Source organism: Mesorhizobium tianshanense (assembly GCF_007830515.1).
GTDB classification, from domain to species: domain Bacteria; phylum Pseudomonadota; class Alphaproteobacteria; order Rhizobiales; family Rhizobiaceae; genus Mesorhizobium; species Mesorhizobium tianshanense.
Map to the genome: position 1 here is coordinate 44,830 of NZ_VLKT01000035.1, position 23,137 is coordinate 67,966.

Consider the following 23,137-nt stretch of genomic DNA (forward strand, 5'->3'; position numbering starts at 1 on the left):
TCACTTACTGTCGTCGATCGGCGGCAGCACAGGCCGAGAGGATGTGCGCCCGCCCGATTGCCTGCTCTGGTCGAGCTTGGCATTGGCAAGCCCCAGGAGAGAGCCCGCATAGGCTCCGGGCGAGGCGATCGCCTTTTCTTTTGCCGCCGAGCCGGCGGCCCATCCGGCGCTGCCGATGCTTGACGCCATGCCACGAAGTGCAGCACCCGCCATGGACGACCCGCCAGCTCGTGCGTCGCTCGCCGTCTGCGCGCCCCTGGACGCGGCGCTCGCGCCGAGGAAGGCGCCGCCGGCGGCAAAGGTTGCGGCCTGCGCGCCGTGCCGGATCGCTTCCATGCCGCCGGCGATGGACGCGCCCTGGACCACGCCCTGCATGATCGGGGGGACGTACATGGCGATGACGAACACGACGACCGAAATGCCTGCGATGGCGAGCGTGGTGATGAACTGGTCGGAGGTCGCGGTCGGCGCCTCGGCCAGGCCGAGCAGGATGTCCGAGCCGATCTTGGCGATCATCACGAGCGCCATCAACTTCATGCCGACGGAAAACGCGTAGACCAGATACCGGACGGCGAAGTCCTTGGTGTAGGAGGAGCCTCCCAGTCCAAGCATGATCATCCCGGCCAGAAGTCCGACATACATCTCTACCATGACGGCCACGAAGATCGCGGCGACCAGAGAGAACGAGACGACGACAACGACCATTGCGAAGACCGCGGCGATGGCGAGCGCGTTGTCCTCGAACAGGCCGAACTTCGCCTGTTCGGACATCTTGGAGGCGACACGAATGCCGGCATCAAAAATGTTGGCGGGCGAAGCCGAGCCGCCGCCGGCCCCGATCTGGAACAGGCTGTCCACCACGGCTTTGGCAAAGGCAGGTCCCTGATCGAGGATGAAGGCGAAGAGGCCGATGAACATGATCCGGCGCACCAGCTCGGCGAACCACGCGTCGAGGCTGGCCGCGTTAATCGCCAGCCAGACCGCGGCGATCCCGACTTCGATGCTGGCGAGAAGCCAGAACAGGGAGCGTGCCGCGTCCATCACCGTCGTCTCCCAGCCCTTTGCGGCGGTGACGACCTGGTTCTCCAGTGTTGTCAGGACCGAACCTTGCTGTGCAAGCGCCGGCGCGCTCGCGAGCAGCACGATGGCGATCACGATGAAGGCCGTTTCGAGCGCGCGGGAGGGATGGACAATCACCATCGCGGTTTCATCTCCTGCCCGCCGCGCACATCGCGATCCGGATCGCCGCCGAAAAAGCGCTCCCGGTGCTCGCGCTGCGCCGCGCCCGGCGCCGCCGCCGGCGTTTCAGTCGTGGCGTCCGGTTGCACGACCACCCAAATCATCATGCCGGCCCCGAAGGCGACGATGCCCGCCACTGCGACCGCGATGAGGATGCGCGGGCTCACCAGCGCGGCTCCATCGTCTGGCCGCTGCGAATATCACGGTTGGGCGCGTTGAAGAACTGCTCACGGCGGGCCTGGGCGAGGTCCTGTCTCGCCTGTTCGGACTGGAACCATGTGCCCATCATGGTCATCTGTTGCGAGACGAGCCCGCGCAGCTTCTGCATCTGCGCGACCTGCTGGGTGGCGATCTGATGGCCGACCTGCAGCGCCTTCATCTGGCCGTCGGCCGATTCCGACATCGAGCGCAGCGAGGACATGGTGGATTCTTCGCTCGAGAACTGCTCCGCCGTGAGGTTCGCCGCCTTCAACGTTCCGCCGATCGTGTCGCGGTTGGTGTCTGACCAGCTTTGGTAGGTCGACGAAAAGCCTGTGCGATCTGGCAGGTTGCTCTTCATGTCGGCGAAGCTCTGGAAGCGCTGTTTCAATACGTCGTCGATATTGCCCATGGAGAAGGCGACGCCCTGCCCCTGCGCCACTATGTTCTGTAGGCCCTTCAGGTCGTTCTCGACCTGTCCCCAGATGTGGTTAGGAAGCTGCGCGGTGTTCTGGAGCAGGTTGTTGTAGATATTGAGCTGGTTCTGGATCTGCTCGGCAAGCTGGGTGATCTGCTTGATCTGGTTGTTGACCTGCTCGGCCGACTTGCCGACGAGGCTGACGAGCTCGGCATTGTTTGCGAGCTGGGTCCATTCAGTCGCTTGCCCCGTCACGCCGCCGGCATACGCGACCGGCGGTGCTACGGCAGCGCCCAGCATCAGCGCCGCGGCAACCGCAGCACGGGCGCTACGATGTTGGAAAAAATGACGCGACATCGGCAATCCCCCTCTGTTGGAGCCATTGGAGAGGCCACGCGGCCCCATGCTTGGAATGAAGCGCACGGATCTGTTTGAGGTCCTCCTTGCCCGACGCTCCGACAAAGGAGAGGGCGACCGGACCTAGCGCCATGTCGAAGAGCCTGCGGCCTTCCGGTGAGGCGACGTAGTATTCGCGTTTCGGCAGAGCGGTTGCGACGATCTCGATCTGGCGTTCGTTGAAGCCGATCCGCTCGTAGAACTCGCGCGTTCCCGGTTCGCGCGCGGCGCCGTTGGGAAGGCAGATCTTCGTCGGGCAGCTTTCCTTCAACACGTCGATGATGCCGGAGCGTTCGGCGTCGGAGATCGACTGCGTGGCGAGGACGACGGCGCAGTTGGCCTTGCGCAGCACCTTCAGCCATTCTCTGATCTTGTCGCGGAAGGTCGGGTGCCCGAGCATCAGCCAGGCCTCGTCGAGCACGATGAGGCTGGGCGTTCCTGTCAGGCGTTTCTCGATGCGACGAAAGAGATAGGTCAGGACGGGTACGAGGTTACGTTCGCCCATGGTCATGAGCTCCTCCACCTCAAAGCACTGGAACGCCCTCAGCGATAGACCGTCCTGCTCGGCGTCGAGAAGCTGCCCCATGGGGCCGTCGACCGTGTAGTGGTGCAGTGCATCCTTGATCTCGCGCATCTGCACGCCGGAGACGAAGTCCGAGAGCGAGCGACCGCGCGACTGTGCCATCAAACCGATCTGCCGGGAGATGGCGTTGCGATAGTCGGGCGTGACGGTGACGCCCTGCAGGGCGACGAGCGTTTCGAGCCACTCGGCTGCCCATGCACGGGCGCCATCGCAAGAGAGCTCGGCAAGCGGGCAGAAGGCCAGCGCCGGTGACGCCCCCTCCCCTCCCCCGCGAGCCTCGCCGCCGATCTCGTAATGATCGCCGCCGAGGCCGAGCGTCAGCGGCAGCATCGAGCGACCCCTGTCGAAGGCGAAGACCTGGGCTCCGGCATAGCGCCGGAACTGTGCGGCGATCAGCGCCAGCAGCGTCGACTTGCCCGACCCCGTCGGGCCGAAGATCAGCGTGTGGCCGACGTCATCTACATGCAGGTTCAGCCTGAACGGTGTGCTCCCGCTCGCGACCTGCACCAGCGGTGGTGACCCGGGCGGATAGAAAGGGCATGGCGCCACCGGGCTGCCCGACCAGACCGAGTTCAGCGGGATGAGGTCGGCAAGGTTGCGCGTGTTGATCAACGGCTCCCGGATATTGGCATAGGAGACGCCGGGCAGGCTCCCAAGGAAAGCGTCGGTCGCATTCAGTGTTTCGATGCGCGCGCCAAACCCCTCGGCCTGGATGAGACGGCGGATCGCCTCGCATTTTTCCTGAAGGCGCGGTTGGACTTCATCGAACAGGACGATCACCGGCGTATAGTAGCCGTAGGCGACGAGCTGGGAGGAGGCCTCGGCGATGGCGTCCTCGGTCTCGGCCACCATCATCATGGCGTCCTGGTCGACCGAGCGGCTTTGGGTCTGAAAGAGCTGGTCGAAGAACGGCCGCACCTTCTGCTGCCATTTCTTGCGGGTGCGCTCCAGCTTCTGCCGTGCCTCCTGCTCGTCAAGAAAGACGAAGCGCGATGACCAACGATAGGTCAGCGGCATCAGATCGAGCGCGTTCAGGATGCCCGGCCAGCTTTCCGCCGGCAGGCCGTCGATTGCGACAACCCCGAGGAAGCGGTTCTCCACCAGCGGGGTCAGACCGTGCTGCAACTCGGCTGTGACCAGCCAGTCGAGATACATCGGGATGTCCGGCAGACGAAGAGGATGGTTTTCGCCTGTGATGCAGAAGCGCACGAACTGGAGCAGCTCGTCATAGCGGGCCACCCGAAATCCGCCTCGCTCGTCCACCTCGCGCGTCGCCATGCGCTGAATGGAGATGACATTGCCGAGATATTGCTCGATCTCGCGGATCGAGGCGCGGAATGTGTCGAGCGTTGTCGTCGCGTAGGATGCCGACCGGCTTGCCGGATCGGAATAGACGTAGCGTGCGAGGCCAGAGCGCCGCGGTGCCAGTGGCCGCCACGTCAGGATTAGCGCATGCCGGCTCTCGAAATGTCCGCTTTCGCGCTGGAAGTGGAGCCGTCTCTCAGAATCGATGGCCCGCGTGACCGGGTCGGGGAAATGGCAGTCAGCTTCGTCGGGGTAATCGGAAGTCGGCACCCGCACGGCCTCGACCTGGATCATCCAGCCCGATCCGAGGCGAGCGAGAATGGTGTTGATCTGCCGCGAGATCTCGTTGCGCTCGGTGTCCGTCGAACTCTCGCTGTCGGGGCCGGCAAAGTACCAGCCGGCCATCAGCGAACCGTCCTTCAGCAGAATGACGCCGTTGTCGACGAGACCTGCATAGGGAACGAGATCGGCGAAGGATGGTCCTGATTGGCGGAAAGACTTGAGTGCGACCACGAGCGCCTCAGAACCTGCGCCATGGCGTCGATGTCGCCCGATAGTAGGCCTTGTACGAAATGTGACGGAGATAGACCCGCCGCATCATCGGGTCGGACTTCGCCATCATGCGAAGGGCCGCGACGGCGACCAGCCAGATCGCCACGCCGAAGAGCGCCGCATACCAGGTCAGCACGACAAAGATCAGGATCACCGAAGCGAGGCCGGTAAGCAGAACCAGCTCCCGGTCAGCTCCCATGAGCAGGTTGGGGCGCGAAAGCGCCCGATGCACGCGTGAACGCGCGAGATTGGCGCCGGACTCAGCCATCCGCCCCCTCCCCTGCCGCTGCAGTCGAGGCCTGTGACAGCACCTCTCCGATCGAGGCGCCCGTAGCGCCAAACAGGGAGACGATCTGCGTGGCGCCGAGCAGGATGCCGGCGACGAGCACGACATATACGAGCCGCCGCGCGAAATCGTTGAGCTCGCCGCCGAAGATCAGCATGCCGCCGGCGATCGCGACGGCGGCGAGTGCAATGAAGCCAGCGACCGGCCCGGTAATGGACTGCTGGATCTGCTGCAGGGGAGATTCCCAAGGCAGGCCGCCGCCTGAGGAAGCAAGGGCCGGGTCCACCAGGCTGACGCAGGAGAAGGCGGCCAACGCCGCAAAGGCCCAGGTGATTTGTGTCTTACGCGACATGGCTATCCTCGTCGATCTGGGCGTAGTGTTCGGTCTTGTATCGGGAGTTGCTGAAGCCCTCGACATGGATAACCTCGCGGACCCGCCTCCCCCGCCCCGTCCGTTCTATGGAAACGACGAGATCGACGGCCTCTCCGATCACCTCCTGCATGGGCTGCTGGCTCGCTTCCGCAGTCAGTTGCTCGAGCCGGCGCAGGGCCGACATCGCCGTGTTGGAGTGAATGGTCGTGACGCCGCCGGGATGCCCGGTGTTCCACGCCTTGAGCAGCGTGAGCGCCGCGCCGTCGCGGACCTCGCCGACAATGATCCGGTCAGGTCTTAACCGCATGGTGCTCTTTAGGAGCCGAGCCATATCGATCGTGTCGCTCGTGTGGAGCGATACCGCGTTCTCGGCGGCGCATTGGATCTCGGCGGTGTCTTCCAGGATAACGATCCGATCGCCCGGCGCATTTGCGACGATTTCGGCGATGACCGCGTTGGCAAGCGTCGTCTTGCCTGAGCCCGTGCCGCCGGAGATCACGATGTTCATGCGAGAGGCGATCGCGCTGCGCAGGACAGAGGCCTGCGCCTCGGTCATAGCCTTCGACTTCACGTATTCGCAAAGCGGGATCAGCCGCGACGCGCGCCGCCGGATCGTGAAGGCCGGTCCGGAAACGACCGGTGGCAGCAAGCCCTCGAAGCGGTGCCCGCCGATCGGCAGTTCGCCGGAGATGATCGGCTGCTCGTCGTCGGCCTCCGATTGCAGCGCGTGGGCGACGCTGCCGATGATCACCTCTGCCGCAGCCGGGCTCATCGCGCCCGCTGAAGCGACGCCATGACCCAGGCGTTCGATAAACAGCTTGCCATCGGGATTGAGCATGATCTCGACCACCGTCGCGTCGTCGAGTGCGACGCAGAGTTGGTCGCCGAGGGCGTCCTGAAGTTTGCGGACGAGACGTGTATGGGAGCGCAGTTGGGTCACGCGGCGCTCCTGACGGGTGCGCTGTTGCTCTGACGGATCGAACGGTAGCCCGGAGGGCAGACCTGCTCGAAGCTGACGCGATCGGCCGGCAGGCTTCCAGCAATGGCGATGGTGTTGCCGATCGCAACAGGATCGCCGAGCCGCCGCATCGGCCAGCCGACCCGTTTGAGGATCCGCTCGAAGCGGAGATCGGTCGCGGTGACGATCTCGCTGTAACCGTTCGCCATCGACCATTCGATGATGCCGGCGAACAAGGTTCGCGTCACAAGATGTAATTGGCCCCCTTCCCTGCCCGCGGTCTGGGACGTGTCGACGCAGAAGCGCGAACTTTCGACCATTCCTGGATGCCTGGCGAGTGAACCCTTTTCGAGCAGTTGGGGAAAAGTCTGCTCAAGCATCGTCGGCCCGCAAGCCGGAAGAAGGCGGACACAACCGGCGACCCGCCCGCTCCCGGTGATCGCCAGAACGTAAGTCGGTTTCAAACCATCGTATTGATCGCGTTCCTCCCCCTCGGTGACAGAGATGTCCCATTCAAGACGACCACCGAACACCGCTGCGCGGAGACGGTACATCTGTTTCAGCAAACTTGGATGGCGTTCGTATTGGTCGGGCGAGACGGTCAGTATCCGCATCATGATCTCCGCATGAACAGGTCATGCGGAGACAAAACATCTCGTCGGGCTTGTGCCTACGTGCAGATCTGCAGCCGGTGATTCTGCCGAATCGATGGTCTAGCTACGGAAATGCAAGGGCAGGCAGGGACTAAAGTGCTGATGAAGAGGTGCAGATCTGCATTTCCCGCTCACTCCGGCACACAGCAGGAATCAGGCTAACTAGCAGATATTTATCGACGAATCCCCGCTTGGCCTGAAGCAGGCAAAATCGCGTTAACTTTTGATTAACCAAAAACGGCTTGCAACCGAACACGCATTCAGTAATCGTCACGGAAAAATGGCATTACATGCCGTTTAACCGTGACAAGAGATTCCACCGTGAGCAAAGCTGTTGCCATATCCCGAAATGATCGCCCTTCGGTAGATGTTACCATTGGTGAGCACGCTGAACAGCTAAGCTCTCAGCTCCAGGCTATGAGCGAGGCCCTATTTCCTCCGACATCACACAAGAGTTTGCGCAAATTCACATCGGGTGAAGCAGCACGCCTCATGAAAATATCTGATTCGACCCTTCGGAAGATGACCTTGGCGGGCGAAGGGCCACAACCGGAGCTCGCCAGCAACGGGAGACGCTTTTACACACTGGGTCAGATAAATGAGATCCGGCATATGCTGGCGGGCTCTACTCGTGGACGCGAAAGCATCGAGTTTGTACCTCATCGGCGCGGTTCGGAACACTTGCAGGTCATCGCTGTGACCAATTTCAAAGGCGGCTCCGGTAAGACGACCACGTCAGCTCATCTTTCACAGTATCTCGCGCTGCAGAGTTACAGAGTGCTTGCCGTGGACCTTGATCCACAGGCCAGCCTCTCGGCACTACTCGGCGTTCTTCCAGAAACGGATGTGGGATCGAACGAAACATTATACGCAGCCATCCGGTATGACGGCTCGAAGCGGCCGCTCAAAGAAGTTATCCGGCCGACTTACTTTGATGGCCTTCATCTCGTTCCTGGAAATCTGGAGCTTATGGAGTTTGAGCACACCACCCCTAAAGCTTTGACTGATCGCGGCGCTCGCGACGGGCTTTTCTTCACCCGCGTCGCTCAGGCTTTCGACGAGGTCGCCGATGAATACGACGTCGTTGTTATTGACTGCCCTCCCCAGCTTGGGTTTCTGACGCTCAGCGGCTTGTGTGCTGCGACATCAATGGTCATCACAGTGCATCCCCAGATGCTTGATGTTGCTTCCATGAGTCAGTTCCTGCTCATGACCCGTGATCTTCTCGGCGTCGTGAAGGAGGCCGGGGGAAATCTCCAGTATGATTTCATCCGCTATCTTTTGACCCGGTTTGAACCCCAGGATGCGCCGCAGACGAAGGTCGCTGCGCTGCTGCGCAATATGTTTGACGATCATGTTCTTACCAATCCGATGGTGAAATCAGCGGCGGTATCCGATGCCGGCCTGACGAAGCAGACGCTCTATGAAATCGGCCGAGAGAATCTGACACGATCGACGTACGACCGGGCCATGGAATCTCTCGATGCAGTGAACTCCGAGATCGAGGCTTTGATCAAGACCGCGTGGGGGCGGTCATGATGGCCGCCAACGTCCTTCCGCTGATGATGTTGGGAGCTCCCAACAGACATGCCGTTTATCGTTTCCAGACGGGCCCCAATGGGCTGCATTACTTCATTTCAAGTCTTTTTCGGCCCATGTATCGCGGGCCCGTGCGCAGTAGCCGCGGTGTGTTGGGAGCTCCCAACGAACTGCTTTTTCCGTTGGGAAAGCGATGCCTGGGCAATAATCTGAAGGCACCGATGCCATGAGCCGCAAAGACGCAATCGACTCATTGTTCCTCAAGAAGCCAACTGCGAACGAGAAGTCTGCCACGGACAAGTCAGCCGTTCGTGTGCGCACCGGCGCGATCTCCGCAATGGGTTCGTCGCTACAAGAGATGGCTGAGGGAGCAAAAACCGCAGCTCGGCTACAGGACCAGCTGGCTTCGGGCGAGGCCGTCGTGTCCCTGCATCCTTCCGCGATCGACGGGTCACCGATCGCGGATCGATTGCCTGCTGCGATCGATCCGAAGTTCGAGCAGCTCGAGGCGAGCATTTCGGAAGAGGGGCAGCAAGTTCCAATCCTTGTTCGACCCCATCCTGAGACTGCCGGTAGATATCAGATCGTATATGGAAGGCGGCGACTGCGCGTTGCCGCAAATCTGGGGCGAGATGTTTCTGCAATTGTTCGAAATCTCACGGACCGTGAATTGGTCGTGGCTCAGGGCCGGGAAAATCTCGACCGTGCCGACCTCTCTTTCATTGAAAAGGCGCTCTTTGCGCTTCGGCTCGAAGACGCGGGCTTTGATCGTGCAACAATCATTGCGGCGCTCTCCACCGACAAGTCTGACCTAAGCCGCTACATCGCCGTCGCCAGAAGCATACCTATAAACCTTGCCACGCGGATCGGCCCGGCGTCCAAAGCCGGTCGATCGCGCTGGGTCTCCCTTGCTGAGTGTCTCGGGAGACCCAAGGCAATGGACGCGATCAACGTGGTGCTTGAGTCGGAACAGTTCAGGAACTCAGATAGCGATACCCGCTTCGGCCTCGTATTCAAGGCGGTTTCGAAGTCACCCGCTAGGAAGAAGGTAAAGGTATGGAGTACGCCAAAGGGCAAAAAGGCGGCCCGGATCCGGCAAGAAGCCGGGCGAACAGCTTTGATTTTCGACGAGAAGCTGGTGCCTGCCTTTGGGGAATATGTCGCTGACCAGTTGGATCGTCTTTACACCCAATTCCTTGAAACAAGCGAAGGAGGCGAAGCCGACCAACAGTGAGACGTCCATCAAGGCCGAGCCTAGCTCGATTGAGATGAACCACCTCTAACCGCAAAAGAAAAAGGCCCCCCGAAACGGCGTTCCGGAAGACCTTCTCTATAGTCTCGCAGCTTAGAGAATCGCATTTCCAGGAATCGCAGTCAAGAGTCCCGATAGGGAAAGCGTCGTTTTGGCGAGCAAATTTCTTTTGCCCATCGAAAGGTAAAAGGAAATGCAGACGCATATCTCGACGACGCCCTTTGGGCGGCGGCCGATGACGCTTGGCCATATTGCAAGCCAGATGACCGCCAAGGCGGTTTCACCTGACGCTGTGGCGCACAAGTGGCAGGTCTTCCAAGACATCAAGGACGCCAGGGTCGCTCTGGGCGCCACTGATCGTGCTTTGGCCATTCTCGACGCGCTGTTGTCGTTCCATCCGGACACGGCGCTTTATGCCGACGGCGAGCTGATCGTCTGGCCATCAAACGAGCAGCTTATCCGCCGCGCCAACGGAATGCCGCCAACGACTTTACGGCGGCACCTGGCCGTCCTGGTCGAGTGTGGATTGATCATCCGTCGCGACAGCCCAAACGGCAAGCGTTTCGCCCGGAAAGGGCAGGGGGGCGAGATCGAGCAAGCCTATGGCTTCGACATCTCGCCGATCGTCGCGCGCGCTGAGGAGTTCAAGGATCTTGCGGAAGCGGTCAGGTCTGAGAAGAAGGCGTTTCGTCTCGTTAAGGAGCGGCTAACCATATGCCGGCGCGACATCGTCAAGATGATCGACGCCGGCATTGAGGAGGGCGTGCCGGCGAATTGGGGCCGGGTCCAGCAGGCCTACCAGGCGATTGTCGGCCAGATACCACGCACCGCACCCAGACAGACTTTCGAGGCCATCGCCGAGGAGCTTGAAGGCCTTTGGGCCGAAGTGCGTGAAGCATTGGAATCATTTGTAAAAACACAGAAAGTGGACGCCAATGAGTCCCGAAATGGTCGCCACATACAGAATTCAAAACCAGACTCTAAATTTGAATCTGAAAATGGCTTAGGAAATAAGGATGAAGCGGGCGGCAACGTTGCGGACACCGACAACGTACGGAGCCTGCCGAAGCGTGAGCTGCCGTTGGGGATCGTGCTGGATGCCTGCCCGAACATGCTTTGGCTGGTGAAGGGCGGCGGCGGAATCCGCAACTGGCGTGACTTTCTGGCCGCAGCCGAGGTTGCCCGGCCAAGCATGGGCATCAGCCCGAGCGCCTGGGAGGAAGCGCGAACGGCGTTGGGTGAGCAGCAGGCGGCGATTACCATTGCCGCGATCTACCAGCGCCAGGACCAGATCAACAGCGCCGGCGGCTATTTGCGCAGCCTGACCGATCGGGCCAAGGCCGGAAAGTTCTCGGTCTGGCCGATGGTGATGGCCTTGTTGCGGGCAAAGCTTGAGGCGTCGAAAGCCGCCGGAAACGGAGCTGAAGCGGCTGCCGTCGATCTGGAAACCGCGGGGAAGGTCTTTCGCACCGAATCGCGTCTGGAAATTAGCGATGCGTTGCGCCGCAGTCTCGACAAGCCGGTGCGCGGATCATGATGAGGCGCGCCAGTTTTGATCCGCGCTACGGCTTAGGCGGTCGCTGCGCGCTTGTCGGGACGAGCGTCTTATGAGAGCATGCGACGGCATGAAAAACGAACATGACCGGGAACCGACGCCCGATGAAACCGCCGGAATGGTGTGGTGGAACTCACTTGCCGAATCCGATCGCGCGGCGTGGCTGGCGCGAGCTGACAGCGGATTGCGAAATCCCTGCCACGAGGGTCATCAGGCGATCTTCGGGAAGCTGCGGAGACGCCCGTTTTAGCAAGGTGGGATCGGCTAGGCGCTCGGTGACGAGCCACTTCACTGCCCGCCGCAGCCGTTCAGGCGTCCAGTCGAGGCCGCGCTGCTTCAGGACCCGAGCGATATCATCCCAGTTGTGGTCTGGTCGCATCCGACGGACCGTCGGAAGCCACTGGTTCATCGTTGATTGTATCCGTCGGCCATACGCTGCCTTTTGCACCGCGGTCATCCTCGCCAGGGCTTCGGGCCTGCGCTCCCGGATACCAGGATTGCCTGGCAGCCGGCCCTTCGATCGCGCAGCGATGATGCCGGACTTAGTCCGCTCCGAAATCAACGCACGCTCGAGCTGGGCAACGGCGCCGAGGACCTGCAGCGAAAACATGCCCTGTGGCGTCGACGTGTCGATCGGATCTCGGAGAGAACGGAAGTGCGCGCCTTTGTCGGTCAGATCCTCGATGACCTGAAGAAGATGGCTGACAGAGCGCGCAAGGCGATCGAGACGAACAACGACCAGGACATCGCCGGCGCGGATGTCGCTGATCAACCGCAATAGGGCAGGGCGGGCTCTCGACGCACCGGATCCATGTTCCTGAACGACGACGTCGCAGCCGGCCGATCGTAGCTCAATTTCCTGCGCTTCCGTCGCTTGTTCGTCCGTCGACACGCGCGCGTAGCCGATTTGCCGGCCCTGTGGTCGACCGGAGCGTCGATTTTGCGCTTCACGGGCCATTGGGCGTCTCTCAGCATCGGGAAGAGGGTTGTACAAACACCGAAGATATCAACAAACGATCGTTTGGAAGCGCTTGGCGGCAACAAGTGTCGCGAAACACTCCTTGACTTTTCCCTATGCACAAGCCATTTACTAACCCATTGGGTTATAGGAGCAGCATGCAGACTGTCGCCGAGACGCCGCTATTCATCAAGCAGGCCGCTGAACTTTTCACCGAACAGGAGCGCAGGGAACTGATCGATTTCCTGGCGGCCAACCCCCAAGCGGGTGATGAAATTCCCGGTGCGGGTGGTGTTCGCAAATGGCGTTTCGGCGCCAAGGGAAAGGGCAAACGCGGTGGAGCCCGCGTGATTTACTACTGGTACAGCGACGAGGCGCCAATCTATGCGCTTCTGGCGTATGGAAAGAACGAGAAGACCGACTTGAAGCCGGAAGAGGCCAAGGCTGTAGCCGCGTTCGCGAAAGCGATCAAGGCAGCGAACAGGAGCAAGATATGAGCGAGATGACGAAGTTTGGAGCGGATCTGATCCAGGCGATGTCCGAGGCGCTGGCTCACGCTCAGGGCAAGGACGTTCCGGGAATGCAGGTGCATGCGGTCGATGTCGGCACAGTTGATGCGAAGGCGATCCGCAAGAGGCTGGAGCTTACACAGGACCAGATGGCGACCGTGCTCGGGACCAGTCCGTCCGGCTATAAGAAATGGGAGCAGGGAAAGAGGCAGCCCAGTGGCGCTGCGCGCACGCTGCTTCGGATCATGGAGCGGGAGCCGGAAGCTGTATTGCGAGCGCTATCTGGGGAAAATCGTCAGATCGCCGAAACGCGCGCTTCACCTGCAGCGCCTCACTGACTGGAACTGTCCGCGCGGGCAGGCTGTGGGCGGAGAAACATTTCGGATAGAGCCCGGCCTCGGCAACGCGGCGTTGAAGTGTCGCGGCGCATTTCGTGGGCGCTATCAGTCACCGACCTCGATCGAATTGAGATCGCACCACATCCTCAACGCTCTTTCCTCCGCATTCGCTTCGAAATCGTACCACCGATCGAGGGCACCCCTTCGCTGCAACAAATCCTTGAATCTTGCGTAAGCGCCTCTTTTCCTGAAAATTTGCTGAAGACCACCGACGTCGTCTGGCAGGAACTGGCGGGCGAAGTCCAGCACGAGCGGTTTGCCTAGGTCGAGTTCTCGCTTGTCAGGTATTTGGACGTATTTGTCACTGTCCTCGATATCATCCGGCAATTCATCCGAGTCGCCCGTAAATTCGGAATGCCAATAGAGCGTGCCGGACTGCTTGCACAGAAATGCCTGATGTTCTCCCGTGCTCCCAGCGCTGACGAACTCGAAAGCTAACAATATGTCTTTAAAGCTGACAGGCATTGTCGTTCGGCGTCCCATGTAGATTCGCGCGGAGCCAACGCATCAGAGGTCGGCACCGAGAGCTGTTCTCGATCATGCCCGCCGCGTGGTGTAGATCGGCGGTGACGAAGTCGCTTGCGAGCGCGCCCTCAGCGCTGTAGCGAGCAAGCGGCGTAGCGGCGGTCATCGACCCGGTAGGGTCAGGTTGCTCAAGCCAACCTGATTCGCAGGAACCACCGATGACATGATGAACCTGCGCACGCTCGTGGTGAAGACCCTGACGTCGAACTTCTGCGCGAGAATGATCGTTTTGCCGCCGAGCGGCTGATGGAGATGGAGGTCGGCGCCGCAACCGGGTCTCTAAACGATGATTCTTGCCGCTGTCGGTTTTGCTTCCCGATTTCAATCGAAGCGCTGAGCTCAAAAAATCCACCCTTGCGATTGTTGCCTTACGGCTCCAGTCGGAGGAGGGGGGCAATCAGAGCTTGGAGACGAGGTCTAATCCGGAACCGCTACGCCAACGATCGGCGCCGGCGCCCGAGGCCTTCAACCCCGCCTATTTTTTTACGGCCAGAGATTGCTTGAGCACGACAATCTCCTTCAGGGAGATGGTGTGCAGTTGCTCCAGCCGCTTCAGCTCGCCTTCCAGATAGACATTTCGCCTGTCGAGCCGGGCGCGGTCTTCATCAAGACGTTCTATTTTGAGTAACGCGTTATGTAAAGTATGGCGCTGCTCCTCGAAGAAGGCGCGCTCGACGACGATCTGTGTCTCCGGGTCGAACGCAACGTCGCCGATATGTCGGACGGGGGGCGCTTTGCCGGCCGCGGCCAATCGCGCACGATAGGCGCGCTGCCTTTCGGCGGGGGTTTGCGCGTCCGGCTTGCGGGGGCGGCCCCGAGGGCGCTTGGGTGTATCCATGCCTCTATTTAGCATAACGTGTTACAAAAAATAAGCCGGCCCGGTGTCGGCTTTGCTCTCGATTGCAAGTGAACCGCTCAGAATGAAATTCTCGCGCCGTCCGACCGTCACGTTACGCGTCAGACGGGGAGGGGAGGGGGCTTTTCAGAGTCCGGACGCCTTGGTGAGGTTGACGCGGAAACGGTCACGCCGCCGCTGGTACTTGCGGGTCATCTCGGCGCTCGTGTGGCCGAGCTGCTTCTGCACGTAGCGTTCGTCGACCTCGGCCGAGGAGGCAAGGCCGGCGCGCAGCGAATGGCCGGCAAACAGCTTTTGCCGTTCGCCTTCGGAAAGATCGCCGCGCACGCCGGCCGCTAGGGCAGCACGCTTGACCAGCCGGGCGACCTCCTGGTCGTTGAGCCGTTCGGCGCCGACTTTTTTGCCTTGCCCCGTCACCCTTCGAAACAGCGGCCCGTGGGCGATGCGGCCGAATTTAAGCCAGGTCTCGAGGGCAACGACGGGGCACGTGGCATCCGATGAACCACGGCCGATCTCGACCTCGCGCCAGCCGGTTTTTCCACGCAGTGTCACCAGCACGCCCTTGTCGGGAAAAAATTCGATCCAGCCGCGGCCGTCTTCGGTCTGATCGCGGCCGACATCGAGCCCTACGATCTCAGAACGGCGCAGGCCGCCGGCGAAGCCGATCAGCAGCATCGCGCGGTCGCGCAGGCCGCGCAACGTGCCGCGGTCGAGCGTCTCCAGCATGGCAATCAGATCCTCCGGGAGAATGGCTTCTTTCTGCCGGGGAGGGGAGGCGTGGGTGTTGCGGATGCCGGCCATGACGGTCGCGATGTGGCGATCCTTGCGGTCGAGCGGCTGGCCACGCTGAGAAAAATTCCAGGTCAGCGAAGAGAGACGTCGCTCGATTGTCGAGACGGAGTTCGGCTTCTTGTCGCCCGTTACCTTACCGGACGCGCAGGCCGTGATGTAAAGGCCGACGACCTGCGGATCGGGCGGCAACACATCGAGATGCTGGCGGCGCGCCCAGGCGCAAAAATGCTTCCAATCGGCGGCGTAGGCGCGCCGGGTGTTGGCCGAACTGGCTGCCTCGACGTATTTTCGCGCGTGATCTGCGAGTGTTTCCAGACGCGCCGGCACGCGATTTGGCGCAGCGGCCGGCAGGGCAGGTGATGGCGGCCCGTCCGAGGTATCATCGGCCGGCCGGCCCATCTCCATGACGAGATCGACGATGTCGGGCAACTCACTATCAAGACCGTGGTCACCGATCGGCACTGTAGGCTCGGCCGGCAGCCGCGCGTCCGATCGATCATCTCCGGCCGCCGTGCTGTGGGACGCTCCGGAGGGTCGCTGAGGGTGTTTTTTGGGCCTCTGCTCGACGAAAACGTCCATTTCTTCTATCATTTCTTCTATAAAGGCCAAAACGACTGATAATGCAATATTATCGTTCGTTATTTGTCCACGACAAGCGCGGCGGTTAGGGCATAAAATGATTGCTATAAGCGCCGCGATGATTCATCCTGTTTTCGATGATTCTGCGTCCCAAACCTTCCCTACGCCACTACGCCACGCTTGCCGGCGCCGCTTCGACCGTGCCGATGGTAACGGTGCCGACCTGGTTGCGCCGGGCTGTCCCGGATGCGCAAAGCCTTGCGGGAAAAGGCGTGGGGCTAAATGCCCTTGAGGACGTCGCACTCGCTGCCGGTGCCGCCATCGGCGCGCTCGATGCGGTGGTGCGCCGGCAGGAGCGGTGGGCCGGGGCCTGGCGGCAGCGCCTCGCACTTGCGGCGGCCGCGGCAACGGCACGACAGGCGGGCCGCGTCGAGGATGAAAGCGCGCTGCGCGACGCCGTGCTGCTCACACGACCGGGCGACAATGTCGGGCCCGCCGGCCGGATGCTTGTGGCCTGGCGCCGGCTGGCAGCCCGGCCCGCCGAGGATCTTCTGACGGAGAAAAACCTCGCTGCGGTGCTGGAAGAGTTCGGCTACGGACAAAATGACGAGGTGGTCAGCGATCTGGCGGACGAGCTTCGGCAGCTCGCCGCCGGTGCCGGAATGGTCGCAATACTGACAGGTACGTTCATGGCCGCCGAACGACACGGTTTTGGGCGCGCCGTCGGAGCCTGGCTCGCCGACGCCCTGCTGGCGCAGCGGTCGGGCTGGGCCCATGCGATGCCGTTGCTGGGCGCGGAGGTGGCCTTGGGCTCAAGTCCCGGCCGCATCCGCCGTTCGACAACTGTCACAGCGGCGGCGAGCATCGAGGATGAAGCCGACCGTGCGAAGAGTCTGCTCGCCGCCCAGGCGCGGGCCGCGCTGCGCGCGATCGATTTGTCCGCGGAACTCGGGCGTCGAGCCGATCGGTTGCTCGCCGTCGCGCCGAAACTCCGGGCCAAGGCGGCGGACGCCGTTGTCGAAAAGCTCCTGTCCGACGATGGGCTCGTGGCGTCGCAAGAAATCGCTGGGATGAGCGACCGCGGCCTGCGGCGCCTGTTCGACCGACTCGTCGATCTCGGCGCCGTGCGCGAGCTGTCCGGCCGCCCGACCTTCCGTATCTACGGGCTCTGAAGACATGACGGAAGCGACGCGCAGACGAGGGAAGGGTCGGCCAGATGACGATCGATCAGGCGACCGCCTGTTCGACCGTGAGCTCGATCACCTGCCGCCGGAGGCGCGCTGGCGGGAATGGATGGGCCGCGTCGAGGCAACCATTTTCGCGGCCAGCGAGCCGGTCGGTCGCGAAGCACTTGCCCGTATCGTCGGCAAGAGCTGCAGCATCGACCTTTTGATCGACGACATTCGCGAAGAGCTGCGCGGGCGCCCGTACGACCTGATCGCCGTCGCCGGCGGTTTTCGGCACCTGACCCGGCCGGCTTATGCCGACGCCATCCGTGCGGCTGTCGGCAGCAGTGAGAAGGCCGTGAACCTGACGCAGGCGGAGGTGCTGGTGCTGATGTGCGTGGCTTATTTCCAGCCGATCACGCGCGGAGAACTGTCATCGTTCTTCGGCAAGGAAGTTTCGCGCGACCTGATCGGCCATCTGCGCGGTGCCGGCCTGATCGCTTCCGGTCCGCGCAGCCCGACGCCCGGCGCGCCCTACACCTATGTGACCACAAAAGAATTCCTGCTGGAGTTCGGGCTCGACACGCTGCGCGATCTGCCGGATTTCGAGGCGCTCGAGGATGCCGGATTGCTGAGCAAAGAGAAGTTGCTGGCTGGTGAAATCATGCCAGAGTTGGCTGGCGGCCATGAGGATGTCGGCGTCGATATTGAGGAATAGCTGGACGCTGCCGACGCTACGGCCACTGGGCTTTACGGCCGGCTTTTCCATGACCAATCTGCCGCCCAGGGCGTCGATGTCCGAAATGTGTAGGCAAATTTGGGACATCGATCCGGTCAGTGGCGTTAAGCAGCGATATGCGGCCTCTGCACCACTGTCGCCCAAAATTCGTGGTCGCCCAAACTTGAGACCCGGTGGGACAACACCTTGCTGCTCTTGGGCGAGGAGGTGCTTTTCACAGAGTTCAATGCCAGCGACGAAATTGTCATCGACAAGTTAGCACGTCTAATCGGGCCGCAACTGCCGGCGCCATCACCTATGGCTCAGTCGTCGACCGGGGGACTAGGCTCGGTCGTTGATGTTCTTCTCGATCCCAGCGGCCGATGACAGGATCTCCTCGATGCTCGGCGCAGTGCCGAAGATCATGGCGGTCGTATTGATGTAGTCGCGCGCGAGCGCATCGACCATCTTGGGCGCCGGCGCGACTGCGAAGCTACCGGGCACTGCGGAAGCAAGATCATAGTCAGGACGATCGAAAAACATGCGCGCGTGTCGCACACAATCGGCGCCGAGATCGAGGTCGGCGAGCGCGGACTTGCCGGTTTCTGACTGCAGGAGACAATGCAGGTCGTAATAGTGCCGCGAAACGCGCTGGCCTTCCTGCCGCAGTTCGCCGCGCCGCTCATACCAGCGGCGCAACCCGTGGGCGATCACCACCTTGTCCCAGAAGGTGCGCGTCGCCTCGATCGTGGTCACGTCGGACACGGCAAAGTCGATGCCTGCTGCTTCCTCGGCGACATAGGGGGTGATCGTGATGGGCCTGTGGGGATCGAGCGCCGATTTCGCCCCGGATTCGAGACGTATCGCCGGTCGGACATATGCCCCGTCACGCGGCTCCACCTCGGGATACCAGAGCAGCAGGGTCTGCCCATCGGGATCGGCTTCATCGATCTCCACCCGGCCGATCCCGTTGGTAACATCCGCAAGTTGAGCGGCGAGAAATTCGCGCAGGGGGCCAGAGATATAGGCACGGCATGCGTCCCGGATGGCGTCGAGTTTGGCGCGGCGCTTCTTGTTCGACAGTGCCTCAAGTTCTTCAACCGAGGCTGGCTCCTCCAGGTCGTCGCGGAACACGGTGACGTCGATGTCCTCGGAAAAGCGCTTAATGAGGTCATAGCCTTTCGACAGGGACGTGCCGCCCTTGAAGAGCAGCCGCGGCTCTCCCGCGGGCCGTTCGTGATAGAGCGCATTGAGCGTCCAGCAGACCCAGAAGTCCTTTTCGACATTACCGACCGGGGCACCAATGCGATTGGCCGTGGCGAGGAACAGGTCGAGCCGGTCACGTGGCGGCGCTGCGATGATTTGGCGGTAGGCGTCGGTGCTTATGGCTTGCCCTCGTGCCGAGCGGCTAGGCTGAGGAGTTCGCGCAGGAACTCCTGCATCCAGATCGGCACAGCGGAGAGACCAGCGCGCAGATCCTCGCGGATCGCCTCGCCGTGCTTGGGGTCGGCAAGCAGGCGGCGCAACGTCGTCTGGATCCGCTTTCGTTCGCTGTCTCGGGTCAGCATGTCCTGCATCCAGTGCAAGGCCTGGACGACCCGCATCCCTGGCCGATCCGCCCAATAGAGCCGGCTTGGGGCTGCGTACTTGAAATGGATTTCCTGGCTGCCGAGCTTGATCGGCTTCAATCGCGCGTCGACCAGCACTTCGATCCTGGCGGGCACGGCGGTCGTGAGGCCAAGGTCGTTGGCGGCCGTCATGCCGTCGATGACAACGCGCGCGTTATCGCGGCGGGTCACGGCACGGATGACGGCGCGATAGTCCGGCACGGTGGCTCGCCCGGTCAGACTGTTCGTACGCGGCCGGTCATAGAGGCCACGGTCGATCCGGCGCAGCTCTTGGGCAGCGGTCAGGCGCTGCAGAGTTTTGTCCACTGCCGCACGTGCGCCGAGATCGGCGAAGTCGCCCGGGGTCCAGACCTCATCGGGCTTGGACTCGATCCGTGCAAGCAGGCGCGAGCGAAGGTCGCTATCGGCTTCGACTGTAGTCATGTCCGAAATATGCGACAAGTTTCGGACGGTGGCAAGGCGCAAGTCTGAAATATGCGACAAGTTTCGGACACTCATGGACTTGCTTTCCCAACAATGAGACCGAGAGGCTTTGACGCGCCCAACATGTCGGCCCCACAGTTCAATTCCTTGCTCGATCGATCGACGGTTCGTCGATCTGGCGGATATCCGCAAGCATCTGCGTCCTTATTACAGCGACATGAGTCGGCCATCGATCGATCCGGGTTGATGAACCCTATGCTGATCATTGTTATTGCCTTGGCATCCGATCGGAGCATCGGCTGTGCGAAGAAGTCTACCTCAACCTCGTCCACCGCTGGTTCTACCGGCTGGGCCGAAGCGGCCTCCTGATTGCTCTGTGTGCTTTCTCGGCACTCATATTGTGCAGATGCCTAGACAGCCTTACGCTCTGCTGAACCGGGGGGCCTCGAATTGAGAGCATCGAAGATAACAGCGGTCGATTTCTTTGATGATCTGACATCAAGCTATGCACGCAAGAGGTTTTTCTTAGGGTTCAGCGTCCTCATTGCGATCTGCCTACTGATGATTTGGGTTGCGGAGACGAACTTCACGTGGGCAATCACAAAAGAGATCATTGTCTCAGTCCTGATCGAGATCGTCGCGGGGTCCCTCATTATCCTCGGATTTTACGTGCTTTACGTCTACTTCATTGGCGCGAACACGGTCGTGCGCGAGGTGAACGTCACGCGGCCACAGGACATCAGCGAACGCATGCGCGCGCTGCCGCAGGATGTCCGCCACTACATGTTCTGGGGCAGGTCCGGTTCTTTTTTCCGGTCCTATCCGCTGCTGGAGCTGAATAAGCAGGCCCGCGAAAACAAGCGGAACATCGTGGTCGATGTGCTGCTGCCCGACCCCGACGACGAGCGGCTGGTCAAGTCCTATCGGGACATCCTGAAGGCGCTCGGCGAGGAGGCCGGGGAAAACCCACTCCTCCCCAACGTTCTGGCGACGTGCATGGCCTGCGCGATCGTGTCCTCGAACAACAAACACCTCGATATCAAGATTCACCTGTCCCGGTTTCTCCCGGCGTTCCGCGTCGACCTTTCCGACAACGGCGCAATCCTGACGCAGGACGACAAGAAGAAGTCGGCGCTCTATTTCGACTACGGCTCCGAGTTCTACGACATGTTCCGAAGCACTGTGACGAACGAGCGAGACGTCTCCCGCGAGGTGACGTGGGACAAGGAACTGTTCGCCGGCCTGAAGCTGGAGGAGAAGAGCTGCGACGCGAAGACGCTGAGTGCGTTCAGCATAAAGGTCGACAACGTTGACGGGCTTCAGCAGGAGGTGGCGCGGCTGGTCAAGACCCGCCCGCACCGTTACGGATGAAGGAGCTAGCCAAGGCCGCGGGGCGAGCCCGCGAGTTTCGCCTGCACCCTCTTGGGTTTTTCTACCTCCAGGACGGCGCAGGCGAAGGGAGGACACGGCGCGTCCATATATGGCTTCCGGACGGGCCGGATCGGCCTGAGAACGACCGCCACCAGCATTCGTTCGGCATCGAATCCTTGATGATCGCAGGAAGGATGCGTAGCGAGCTGTTCCGGTTCGAAGAGGAGGCGGAGGGTCCCGATGTGGAATACGCGGTTGCCTATGAAGGGCAGAAGTCCATCCTGACGCGATCGGGGAGAAGGGGGCGGCTCCACGCGATCGCCTCCTTCGAGGTCGCAGCGCGGGCCACCTACAAGCTTGAGGCAGGCGTGATCCATCGGGTCTTGGTGACAGCAAGGCCCTGCATCACCCTGGTTCAGACGCTCGAACAGCGCATCCCTATCTTCTCGTACGGACATGAGGACGAGGCTGCGTTCGATCGCAGGCTTTGCACTGGGAGCGAGGCCGAACGAATACGGCGTCTTCTCCTGGACGCGGCGGGAAGATAGGCATGCCGAAACACCTAATGATTGCGGTTGACTGGTTCGGCTCCTACGATCTGGGCGGCGCGTGGGAGGCTGCGAGGTCCGACTACGCGCACGCACTCTACATGTGCTTGGGGCGGCAGCCGTACCAGCGGGCGCGGGCGATGCAGTACATCGGAATCGGTAACAACGTGCACACGCGCCTCAAGGAGGACCATCACAAGCTCCAGAATGTGACTCGCGAGCGCCAGATGTGGCTCGGCGAGATCGCGACGGCGGAGCCGTCTGGCAAGAAGCTGAAGGTCACCAAGGCCACACTCGACTACGCCGAGTGGCTGCACGCCCGCTTCCTACAGCTGCCGCTGAACGAGAAGAAGACGAAGGCGCTGCCGCCGCGCAGCGTCACGTTTATGAACAGGTGGTTCAAGACGGACCATGCGACTCCGCGCAGGAACCGCCCACATCCAAACTGGCCGGACCTCATAGACTATCCGGCCTATGATCTTCCTGCCCGCCTAGTCTGGTTTGGGAGGCGGCAGCAATACTTTCTCGCTCCGAGCTACGCGAGGCCGTAGACTTCGAGGGGCGTGGCTGCATCGCGCTGGCCAATCGCTAAGGTTTGCTTGCCAGGCCCGGAAACCTTGTTGGCCGCTTAGAGGTACCCACTTTCGCAGTCAGGCCGTCGGACAGTTGTCTGTCCGGTTGCGGCCCAAACGCTGCCGGCAATGCGCCCAAGTTGGATGTTGAGCTTTGCCGTTTCTTGAGCGGACGTTGGGAACACTCCAGATTCAAGACATCCGCGTCTGCAATGTGCTTGGACGTTCAACGTGCTCCATTTAGCTCGTCGGGTCCGTGGTCGCTTCGATGAGAAGTACGTCCAGCTCTCTCGGATTTTTCGTCTCACACTCCCATATAATCAGGACGTTCCATCCCCGCTTTCGGAGCGCGTCCACGTGGCGGTGATCGCGTTCCACGTTCCTCCTGAACTTCTCGCGCCAGAATTCGGCTCTGGTCTTCGGCGTCGTGCATCGTCGGCATCCTTCATGCCGGTGCCAGAAGCAGCCGTGAACGAAGATCACCAGGCGATGCTTACGGAGCACCATGTCCGGCGTGCCCGGCATGTCGCGACGATGAATACGAAAGCGGAGCCCCAGGCGATGGGCAGCTCGACGCACGACCATCTCCGGCGTCGTGTTCTTCCCCCGAACACGCCCCATGAGCGCGGACCGCGCTGGTGTCGGCGGAGCGTCCGACTCCTCGTCAGCTTCCGGCGGCGGCTGCGGACGGAGATCTTGGCACACGATCATCGAGGGGCTCGACTTTGACGGTCGGCAGGCGCCCGAGGGCGATCTTGACCATTGAGACGATATTGACCCCGACCAC

25 protein-coding genes and 1 pseudogene are annotated in these 23,137 nt (G+C 61.5%); 11 read left to right on the forward strand and 15 right to left on the reverse strand.

Annotated features, from left to right (window positions below):
• From trbL to traI, 8 genes are read right to left on the reverse strand one after another with little or no spacing between them, the layout of a single operon-like run.
• Complete coding sequence (trbL, locus tag IQ26_RS25060; RefSeq protein ID WP_145720973.1) at positions 1-1,200, reverse strand: P-type conjugative transfer protein TrbL; 1,200 nt, start codon at positions 1,198-1,200, stop codon at positions 1-3.
• Entirely contained in the window at positions 1,194-1,406 is a 213-nt protein-coding gene (gene trbK, locus IQ26_RS25065; RefSeq protein WP_145720974.1) for an entry exclusion protein TrbK, read from the reverse strand. Before trbK ends, trbL begins: the two co-directional genes overlap by 7 nt.
• A complete protein-coding gene (trbJ, locus tag IQ26_RS25070) occupies positions 1,403-2,212 on the reverse strand; it encodes a P-type conjugative transfer protein TrbJ (RefSeq protein WP_145720975.1) in 810 nt (269 codons plus the stop codon). The genes trbK and trbJ overlap by 4 nt, the downstream gene beginning before the upstream one ends.
• Entirely contained in the window at positions 2,184-4,652 is a 2,469-nt protein-coding gene (locus IQ26_RS25075; RefSeq protein ID WP_145720976.1) for a conjugal transfer protein TrbE, read from the reverse strand. The genes trbJ and IQ26_RS25075 overlap by 29 nt, the downstream gene beginning before the upstream one ends.
• 7 nt (positions 4,653-4,659) lie before the next feature.
• The gene (locus IQ26_RS25080; protein WP_145720977.1) at positions 4,660-4,959 is read right to left on the reverse strand and encodes a conjugal transfer protein TrbD; all 300 of its coding nucleotides are present in this window, start codon (positions 4,957-4,959) and stop codon (positions 4,660-4,662) included.
• Complete coding sequence (locus IQ26_RS25085; RefSeq protein WP_145720978.1) at positions 4,952-5,329, reverse strand: TrbC/VirB2 family protein; 378 nt, start codon at positions 5,327-5,329, stop codon at positions 4,952-4,954. The genes IQ26_RS25080 and IQ26_RS25085 overlap by 8 nt, the downstream gene beginning before the upstream one ends.
• On the reverse strand, positions 5,319-6,290 hold the full coding sequence (trbB, locus tag IQ26_RS25090; protein WP_145720979.1) for a P-type conjugative transfer ATPase TrbB: 972 nt from the start codon (positions 6,288-6,290) through the stop codon (positions 5,319-5,321). The genes IQ26_RS25085 and trbB overlap by 11 nt, the downstream gene beginning before the upstream one ends.
• A complete protein-coding gene (gene traI / locus IQ26_RS25095) occupies positions 6,287-6,922 on the reverse strand; it encodes an acyl-homoserine-lactone synthase (RefSeq protein ID WP_145720980.1) in 636 nt (211 codons plus the stop codon). The genes trbB and traI overlap by 4 nt, the downstream gene beginning before the upstream one ends.
• A gap of 360 nt (positions 6,923-7,282) precedes the next feature.
• Between traI and repA the strand changes: the two genes are divergently transcribed.
• From repA to repC, 3 genes are all read left to right on the forward strand, one after another.
• Entirely contained in the window at positions 7,283-8,500 is a 1,218-nt protein-coding gene (gene repA, locus IQ26_RS25100; protein ID WP_145720981.1) for a plasmid partitioning protein RepA, read from the forward strand.
• 226 nt (positions 8,501-8,726) lie between these two features.
• Entirely contained in the window at positions 8,727-9,734 is a 1,008-nt protein-coding gene (gene repB, locus IQ26_RS25105) for a plasmid partitioning protein RepB (RefSeq protein ID WP_145720982.1), read from the forward strand.
• Positions 9,735-9,945: 211 nt separating this feature from the next.
• A complete protein-coding gene (gene repC / locus IQ26_RS25110) occupies positions 9,946-11,289 on the forward strand; it encodes a plasmid replication protein RepC (RefSeq protein WP_145720983.1) in 1,344 nt (447 codons plus the stop codon).
• A gap of 151 nt (positions 11,290-11,440) precedes the next feature.
• On the opposite strand, the gene IQ26_RS25115 is transcribed toward repC, so the two are convergent.
• On the reverse strand, positions 11,441-12,265 hold the full coding sequence (locus IQ26_RS25115; protein ID WP_145720984.1) for a recombinase family protein: 825 nt from the start codon (positions 12,263-12,265) through the stop codon (positions 11,441-11,443).
• A 116-nt stretch (positions 12,266-12,381) separates the two neighbouring features.
• Here IQ26_RS25115 and IQ26_RS25120 point away from each other — a divergent pair, with 116 nt between their 5' ends.
• Together IQ26_RS25120 and IQ26_RS25125 are read left to right on the forward strand one after the other, a co-directional pair.
• Positions 12,382-12,762, forward strand: coding sequence for a type II toxin-antitoxin system RelE/ParE family toxin (locus tag IQ26_RS25120; protein ID WP_240547213.1), 381 nt, complete (start codon positions 12,382-12,384; stop codon positions 12,760-12,762).
• Complete coding sequence (locus tag IQ26_RS25125; protein ID WP_145720985.1) at positions 12,759-13,112, forward strand: helix-turn-helix domain-containing protein; 354 nt, start codon at positions 12,759-12,761, stop codon at positions 13,110-13,112. Before IQ26_RS25120 ends, IQ26_RS25125 begins: the two co-directional genes overlap by 4 nt.
• A 105-nt stretch (positions 13,113-13,217) precedes the next feature.
• Here IQ26_RS25125 and IQ26_RS25130 read toward each other — a convergent pair whose 3' ends face one another.
• The 3 genes from IQ26_RS25130 to IQ26_RS25145 form a co-directional block, all read right to left on the reverse strand.
• Positions 13,218-13,637, reverse strand: coding sequence for a hypothetical protein (locus IQ26_RS25130; RefSeq protein ID WP_145720986.1), 420 nt, complete (start codon positions 13,635-13,637; stop codon positions 13,218-13,220).
• 535 nt (positions 13,638-14,172) lie between these two features.
• The gene (locus IQ26_RS25140) at positions 14,173-14,535 is read right to left on the reverse strand and encodes a hypothetical protein (RefSeq protein ID WP_145720988.1); all 363 of its coding nucleotides are present in this window, start codon (positions 14,533-14,535) and stop codon (positions 14,173-14,175) included.
• Positions 14,536-14,679: 144 nt separating this feature from the next.
• Positions 14,680-15,924 carry a site-specific integrase gene (locus tag IQ26_RS25145; protein ID WP_145720989.1) on the reverse strand — a complete coding sequence of 415 codons (1,245 nt, stop codon included), beginning with the start codon at positions 15,922-15,924 and terminating at the stop codon, positions 14,680-14,682.
• Positions 15,925-16,130: 206 nt separating this feature from the next.
• On the opposite strand from IQ26_RS25145, the gene IQ26_RS25150 reads away from it, so the two are divergent.
• On the forward strand, positions 16,131-17,096 hold the full coding sequence (locus IQ26_RS25150; RefSeq protein ID WP_240547214.1) for a DUF1403 family protein: 966 nt from the start codon (positions 16,131-16,133) through the stop codon (positions 17,094-17,096).
• 4 nt (positions 17,097-17,100) lie between these two features.
• Positions 17,101-17,808, forward strand: coding sequence for an SMC-Scp complex subunit ScpB (gene scpB / locus IQ26_RS25155; RefSeq protein WP_145720991.1), 708 nt, complete (start codon positions 17,101-17,103; stop codon positions 17,806-17,808).
• 342 nt (positions 17,809-18,150) lie between these two features.
• On the opposite strand, the gene IQ26_RS25160 is transcribed toward scpB, so the two are convergent.
• Positions 18,151-19,194, reverse strand: coding sequence for a nucleotidyl transferase AbiEii/AbiGii toxin family protein (locus IQ26_RS25160; protein ID WP_145721010.1), 1,044 nt, complete (start codon positions 19,192-19,194; stop codon positions 18,151-18,153).
• A complete protein-coding gene (locus IQ26_RS25165; RefSeq protein ID WP_145721011.1) occupies positions 19,191-19,859 on the reverse strand; it encodes a DUF6088 family protein in 669 nt (222 codons plus the stop codon). The genes IQ26_RS25160 and IQ26_RS25165 overlap by 4 nt, the downstream gene beginning before the upstream one ends.
• 151 nt (positions 19,860-20,010) lie before the next feature.
• Between IQ26_RS25165 and IQ26_RS40540 the strand changes: the two are divergent.
• From IQ26_RS40540 to IQ26_RS25185, 4 genes and pseudogenes are all read left to right on the forward strand, one after another.
• Positions 20,011-20,221, forward strand: a pseudogene (locus tag IQ26_RS40540) (transposase); the annotation flags it as partial.
• A gap of 199 nt (positions 20,222-20,420) precedes the next feature.
• Positions 20,421-21,230, forward strand: a complete 810-nt coding sequence (locus tag IQ26_RS25175; protein ID WP_145720992.1) for a hypothetical protein — start codon at positions 20,421-20,423, stop codon at positions 21,228-21,230.
• The gene (locus tag IQ26_RS25180; protein ID WP_145720993.1) at positions 21,227-21,778 is read left to right on the forward strand and encodes a hypothetical protein; all 552 of its coding nucleotides are present in this window, start codon (positions 21,227-21,229) and stop codon (positions 21,776-21,778) included. Before IQ26_RS25175 ends, IQ26_RS25180 begins: the two co-directional genes overlap by 4 nt.
• A gap of 2 nt (positions 21,779-21,780) precedes the next feature.
• The gene (locus tag IQ26_RS25185) at positions 21,781-22,329 is read left to right on the forward strand and encodes a hypothetical protein (RefSeq protein WP_145720994.1); all 549 of its coding nucleotides are present in this window, start codon (positions 21,781-21,783) and stop codon (positions 22,327-22,329) included.
• A 261-nt stretch (positions 22,330-22,590) separates the two neighbouring features.
• On the opposite strand, the gene IQ26_RS25190 is transcribed toward IQ26_RS25185, so the two are convergent.
• On the reverse strand, positions 22,591-23,061 hold the full coding sequence (locus IQ26_RS25190; protein ID WP_145720995.1) for a very short patch repair endonuclease: 471 nt from the start codon (positions 23,059-23,061) through the stop codon (positions 22,591-22,593).
• Positions 23,062-23,137: the final 76 nt, after the last annotated feature.